Source organism: Flavicella sp. (assembly GCF_029238425.1).
GTDB lineage: Bacteria > Bacteroidota > Bacteroidia > Flavobacteriales > Flavobacteriaceae > Flavicella.
Genome location: NZ_JAQWGB010000104.1, coordinates 1 through 5,918, shown reverse-complemented (window position 1 = coordinate 5,918; position 5,918 = coordinate 1). Strand labels below are relative to the sequence as shown.

Annotated in this window: 3 protein-coding genes; all 3 read left to right on the top strand. The window is 35.2% G+C overall.

Going from position 1 to position 5,918, the window contains the following annotated elements; translation table 11 throughout:
• On the top strand, positions 1-846 hold an 846-nt coding region (locus P8H68_RS07705), incomplete at its 5' end, for a CpsD/CapB family tyrosine-protein kinase (RefSeq protein ID WP_300323097.1).
• 1,212 nt (positions 847-2,058) lie between these two features.
• Positions 2,059-5,358 (top strand): c-type cytochrome biogenesis protein CcsB, encoded by a 3,300-nt coding sequence (gene ccsB, locus P8H68_RS07700; protein ID WP_300323095.1) that lies wholly within the window; start codon positions 2,059-2,061, stop codon positions 5,356-5,358.
• A 111-nt stretch (positions 5,359-5,469) separates the two neighbouring features.
• Positions 5,470-5,918 (top strand): DUF2892 domain-containing protein (locus tag P8H68_RS07695; protein WP_300323093.1); only part of this gene is annotated, 449 nt, incomplete at its 3' end.

Genomic DNA, 5,918 nt, shown 5'->3' with positions numbered 1-5,918 from the left:
ATTATTTATATTGATGATTTGTTAGATAATAAATTGCATACTAGAAAAGATTTAGAAGCAATGTTGTCTGTGCCTATTTTAGGAGATATTCCTTTGAAAGAAACCAAAGAGAATATAGTAATTACTAAAGATGGGAGATCTAGTACAGCAGAGGCTTTTCGTTTGTTAAGAACGAATTTAGATTTTATGTTAACAGCGACTAACAAGAAAAAAGGAAAAACTATTTTCTTAACTTCTACAGTAAGTGGAGAGGGGAAATCTTTTGTCTCTATTAATTTGGCTTGTACCTTAGCCTTATCAGGTAAGAAGGTAGCTCTGTTGGGAATGGATTTAAGAGCACCAAAAATTACTGAATATATATCTGTTTACAACGGAAAAGGAATTACAAATTATATAATGGATGAATCCTTAGAGTTGGATGATTTGAAAATTAATCTGCCAAAACATCAAGGTTTGGATATTTTTCCATCTGGTATTATTCCTCCTAATCCTGCTGAGTTATTGATGCACCCACGTGTAGATGAGTTGTTTGCTAAGGTACAAGAGGAATATGATTATATAGTGGTGGATACGGCTCCTGTGAATTTGGTAACCGATACCTTAATGATCAGTGATCGCGCAGATTTATTTATGTACGTAACACGTGCCAATTATCTAGACAAACGTTTGCTGGCGGTTCCTCAGAATTTGTATAATGAAAAACGTTTGCCTAATATGGCCATGTTGATCAATGGTACGGATTACAAAAAAGGTTATGGCTATGGAAATTATGGGGCCTATGGTTATGGACATATAGAAAAAGGTCCTTGGTGGAAAGAATTATTTAAAAGAAAAGCAAATGCATAATTATAAAAGCTGAATCAAATTGATTCAGCTTTTTTTTTGAGGGTTTGATACCCTCAGTGGATGTTTTAGGGTAGATAGCGGGAGGCTGAGCTCTTCTCCGGGCGTAATTTTGATAGTTGTTTTGGTTCCGTCATTGCGAGAGAAGTATGAGCGAAGCAATCTCATAAGATTATGTCAAGGTCAAAGTCAAAGTCAAGGTGAACAGCCAATTGTCACTTCGAGTGAAATTATGAATGAAATGAATAATTTAGTATCGAGAAGTTTTTGTTTTATATCTGCATAGTTCTCGATACACTTTTTCTTTGTCGAGGTGCGGTCACTGAGCCTGTCGAAGTGCGGTTACTTACAAAGACAGAGCCAAGAGGTTAAGATGGTCGAAGACGAAGACGAAAACCAAGATCAAGACTAAGACAAAGTTCCATTCCAGCATTTCATTCATTGTCTTATCCTTTCCTGTCCTAAGAAAATCTTCGTAGGAAACTTAACCATATAAAACGTTTTGGAACCGCATGAGTCGGTTTTAGTGCATAACAGTTCATTGGACTGTTTTTCATTAGTATGGTCATAGATCTTGCAGTCGAGTATCATTTCAATGAAAAAGGCGTAAACCAAAAAGCTGTTTGAGAACGCAGTTCGAGTTCTTTTTGGTTAGTCTTTAAATTGTAAAATGATCGATGAAAGATCAAGACTTGATTTTTTTGAGGAGCTTGTGCTGAGCCTGTCGAAGTATGTCAAGACAAAATGAAAAGAAACAACGTGCTGTTTTAGTAGTACTTCATTCGTAGTTTTGTATTATGGTTAATATGCTAATTTTAATCTTTTTTACATCACCCAAAAAAGATAGAAAAAAGCAAAGTCAAAGTCATCGTCACGATGAACAACGAATTGTCACTTCGAGTGAAATTATGAATGCAATGAATAATTTAGTATCGAGAAGTTTTTGGTTAGTATCTACAGAGTTCTTGATACACTTCTCCTTCGTCGAAGCACGGTCACTGAGGCCCTCAAAGTGCGGTCACTGACAGAGCATTTAGATTTAGGCGGTCACTGAGCCTGTCGAAGTGCTTATTTCTAAAAACAAAAACATCAAATCCAAAAAACCAAACTTTCTGTAAATCACAAACTTTATTCAGTCAACTTTGATTAAATTTGCAACTTGAATTATTTGGTCAATAGGAGTTTTATATTGATCGATGACTGATACCATATCTGATGAAAAAAATCTTAGCATTACTCTTTAGTACTCGATTGATGGCAGTCCTGTTTCTTGTCTATGCAGCAACAATGGGAATTGCAACTTTTATAGAAAATGATTACGGAACTCCAACAGCAAAAGCTTTGGTGTATAATGCTTGGTGGTTTGAGTTGATCATGCTATTGTTTGCGATTAATTTCTTCGGTAATATTTTCAGATATCGATTGTATAAAAAGGAAAAATGGTCAGTCTTATTGTTTCATTTATCCTTTTTCTTGATTTTGGTAGGTGCCGGAGTCACTAGGTATATCAGTTATGAAGGAATTATGCCCATCAAAGAAGGGGAGACTTCGAATGTGTTTTTTTCTGATAAGACCTATTTGAAAGTAACCTTGGATGATAATAAAGATCAGCGAGTGCTGTTTGATCCGATATTATTATCTTCATGGGGAAAAAATAATTACGGTTTTCAAACTGATTTTAGAGGGCAGGAGGTGTCTTTTGAATTGCAAGAATATATTCCCAATGCGGCCACCAGTTTTGTTGAAAGCGACAATGGGGATTTGTATATCCATTTTGTAGAATCAAGCAGTGGAAGTAGACATGATCATTATATCAAAAAAGGAGATATAGAAAATATTCACGGTGTCTTAGTTGGATTCGCGCATAAAGAGAATGCTCTTGTCAACTTTGAATATGAGAATGACGAATTGAAAATGGAATCTATGTTTGAAGGGACTTTTCTTCGCATGGCAGATCAACTTCGAGGAAAGATCGAAAAAGATACCTTATCAGAATTCAAATATCTGACTTTACACAATATCGCAGGAATGAGTTTTGTAGTTCCAAAACCGCCATTGACAGGTGCGATGCAATTGGCAACAGGAAATAAAGATGAGTTTCCTGAAAATGTGATGAAATTATTGGTTACAAGTAAAAATGAATCCAAAGTAATTGAAGTAAGTGGCGGACAGTATACAACCAATGCCCCAGTTCAGTTTCAGATGGCTGGTTTGAATTTTAGAGTGGCTTATGGAGCCAAAGAAATCACATTACCTTTTCAAATAAAATTAAGAGACTTTCAATTGGATAAATACCCTGGGTCTGAGAGTGCCATGTCTTATGCCAGTGAGATTACGGTTATTGATCCTTCTGAGACTTTTGATTTTAGAGTGTTTATGAATAATATTTTAGATTATAAAGGCTATAAATTTTTCCAATCTAGTTATAATATCACACCACAATACGAAGAAACTCGTTTGTCGGTAAACCATGATTATTGGGGAACGATGATTACCTATGCAGGTTACTTTTTATTATATGCAGGTTTGATGTTGATTATGTTTGTGAAAAATACACGTTTTTCTTATTTACGTCATAAATTGGAAAAGATAAAAGCAAAAAAGGCCTTGTTGTCTTTAGCGGTTATTTCAATTTTGTCATTTCAAGTAGGAGCACAAGAGCATACTGCAGATGATGGACATGATCATAGCGGTCATAACCATGCGCAGGAGCACAAAGCAAACGATGAGGAGAATGTTATAAGACACAATCAGGCACAAGAAACACATGGTAAAAATCCAGAAGAAGACCATACAGGACATAATCATGCGAATGCAGATCAAGAACATAGCAATCATATCAATGAAATTACAGCGGTTCAAATAGATTCTATATTAAATGCAAACGTAGTATCTGTAAAGCATGCTGAAGATTTTAGTGCTTTGGTCATTCAAGATGCAGGTGGACGAATGAAGCCAGTACATACTTTTGCTTCTCAATTGTTGAGAAAAGTTAGTAAAAGTGATACCTACAATGGTCTAGATGCGAATCAGGTATTTTTATCGATTGTAGAAAATCCAAGATTGTGGTTCCAGGTGCCAGTGATTTACCTAGAAAGAGGAAATGATAAATTGCGTACGGTTTTAGGAATACAAGATGTGAAGCAGAAATACGCCCGTTTGATTGACTTTATTGATGATGAGGGTAGGTATAAAATCAAAGGAGACGTAGAAGTTGCACAGAAGAATAATATCAAAAGTAAATACCAGAAAGATGTGATCAATGTGGACAAGCGTGTTGGTTTGTTGTATTCTGCGATAGGAGGAGGGATCTTGAGAATATTTCCAATTCCGGAAGATGAAAATAATTCTTGGGTATCACAACCTGAATTGTACAATGCACCTTTTAGAGGAATTGATTCTGTTTTTGTAAAGCAAATTTTACCGGTATATATCCAAACCCTACATGAAGCTAAAATTGCGGATGATTATGAAGAGGCAGATAAAATTTTAGAAGGGGTTAAAAACTTTCAGAAAAAATATGGAGCAGCAGTATATCCCTCTGATGATAAAATCAAATTTGAAATTGCTTATAACAAATACGATGTCTTTAAAAAGCTTTTCAAATATTACATGTACGCTGGTCTGTTGTTGTTTATTTTGGTAATCATTCAGATATTTAAAACGAGCAAGGTGTTAGAAGTCTTGTTAAAGATTTCGGTTGCCATAGTAATCTTGTTTTTTGCCATGCATACTGCTGGATTGGCGGCAAGATGGTTTGTAAGTGGACATGCTCCATGGAGTAACGCTTATGAATCTATGATCTATGTGGGTTGGGCAACCATGCTTTTCGGATTGTTGTTTGGTAAAGATTCTACCTTGACCATTGCTGCAACGGCATTTTTGACTTCTATGATTTTGATGATCGCACATTGGAACTGGATGGATCCGGAAATTGCAAACTTAGTTCCGGTGTTGAATTCTTACTGGTTGATGATTCATGTAGCGATTATTGTAGCGAGTTACGGTCCTTTTGCCTTGGCAATGATCCTAGGTCTCTTAGCTTTGGTTTTAATGATTGTAACCAACAAGAACAACAAGAAAAAATTAGACAATACCATTAATGAATTGACGGTGATCAATGAAATGTCCATTACCGTAGGTTTGGTTATGTTAACCATAGGAAACTTCCTTGGAGGTATGTGGGCCAACGAAAGTTGGGGGCGTTACTGGGGATGGGATCCAAAGGAAACTTGGGCTTTGATAAGTATTATGATTTACGCTTTTGTATTGCACTGTCGTTTGGTGCCTGGTTTGAGAGGTAGGTTTACCTATAATATTTTATCGGTGTATGCTTTTGCTTCTATTATGATGACTTACTTTGGAGTGAATTTTTACTTGTCAGGATTACATTCTTACGCCAGTGGAGACAAAATTGTAACACCAAGTTTTGTGTATTATTCTATTTTGATAGTTGCAGTACTAGGAATCTTAGCCTATGTAAAGCATCTTAAATATTACAAAAAAGGGAAATAAGGAATTGGAATGAAATATGTAAAAAGTGGTTTCATTCTTTTGAAAAATATGTAAATTCGCAACTTCATTTAGCTTTCTAAATGAGTTAGTTTAAAAATAAATTAGTAGAAAATGTTTAATAAGTATATCAAAATAGTAATAGCAGTATTAATTTCAGTTTGGGCTGGGTTTCAATTTGCAGATGAAAATATTGGAAATGGAATCATGATTCTTTTGTTAGCAGGGGTGTTTGTGTTTTTCTTTTTCAAAAATGAATTTTTGTTGTTGGCCTTCTTACAAATTAGAAAGCAAAATATGGCTGGAGCCGAAAAGTGGTTGGCCTTTATAAAGAATCCTGAATCTGCTTTAAGAAAACCTCAAGAAGCTTATTATTATTTTTTACAAGGTTTGATGGTAACTCAAACAAGCATGACCAAAGCTGAGAAAATGTTTAAAAAAGCATTGAAACTTGGTTTGTCTATGGATCATGATGTTGCAATGGCAAAATTAAATTTAGCAGGTGTTGCCATGCATAAAAGAAGAAAAAGAGAAGCAACTACTTTGTTGAATGAAGCTAAGAA

Coding starts and splice junctions, on each gene's coding strand:
- ccsB (WP_300323095.1), top strand. CDS start 2,059: ATGAAAAAAATCTTAGCATTACTCTTTAGTACTCGATTGATGGCAGTC.